Consider the following 757-nt stretch of genomic DNA (forward strand, 5'->3'; position numbering starts at 1 on the left):
GGCGCGTTCGCTGTCCCACTGCACGCGGGCACGCACGGTGTCGCCCTCGGCCTGCAGCTGCACTTCGGCCTGCCGCACGCCCGCCGGCGTGCCGGGCCCTTCGCTTGTCTGCGCGCGGCCGGCGCCCTGGCCCTGGCCGCTGCTGTGCACCACCGTCGTGGCGGGCGCGGCACTGCCGGCCAGCACGCGGATGTCGCCGCTGGCGCGCCGCACGCTGGCACTGGCGCGCAGGGTGTCGCCCGCATCCACGTCCCAGTCGCCGTCGAACACGAGGTTGCCCGCCAGGCCCAGCCGCTGCAGGGCTTCCTGGCCTTGCGGGCCGAACGCTTCGGTCCACGCCATGGGCAACCCCTGCAGGCGGCCCTGCGTGCGCAAGGCGATGGCGCCATTGGCGGCCTGGGCAAAGCGAACGGGCTCCCAGTGCAGCGTGACCTGCCCCGGCGCCGGGCCGGAGACGGTGGCTTGGCCGCCCGAGGTCTCCACCTGCAGGCTGGGCGACTGGCGCAGAGCAACGGACAGCGGCTGGTTGAACTGCACCGTCCAGGGGCCGGGCAGTTGCTTGTCGCGGGCCTGCGCACGCAACTCGGTGATCTGCGCGTTCCATTGCCCGGGGGCGGCCGTGCCCGCGGTGCCGCGCAGGCGCAGGTCCAGTCGGCGCCGGTCCACGCGTGCCTCGCCGTCCAGCGACAGCGTGGACTGGGGCAATCCGCCGGCCAGTTCGGCGCGCACCGCCGTGAGCCGTACGGCCATGGGCGCG

At 75.3% G+C, this 757-nt stretch carries 1 pseudogene; it reads right to left on the minus strand.

The features are described 5' to 3' along the window. Nucleotides 1–757: pseudogene (locus AC27KI_RS26395) on the minus strand (translocation/assembly module TamB domain-containing protein); the annotation flags it as partial.

Source organism: Acidovorax sp. KPB24-03, assembly GCF_057546605.1.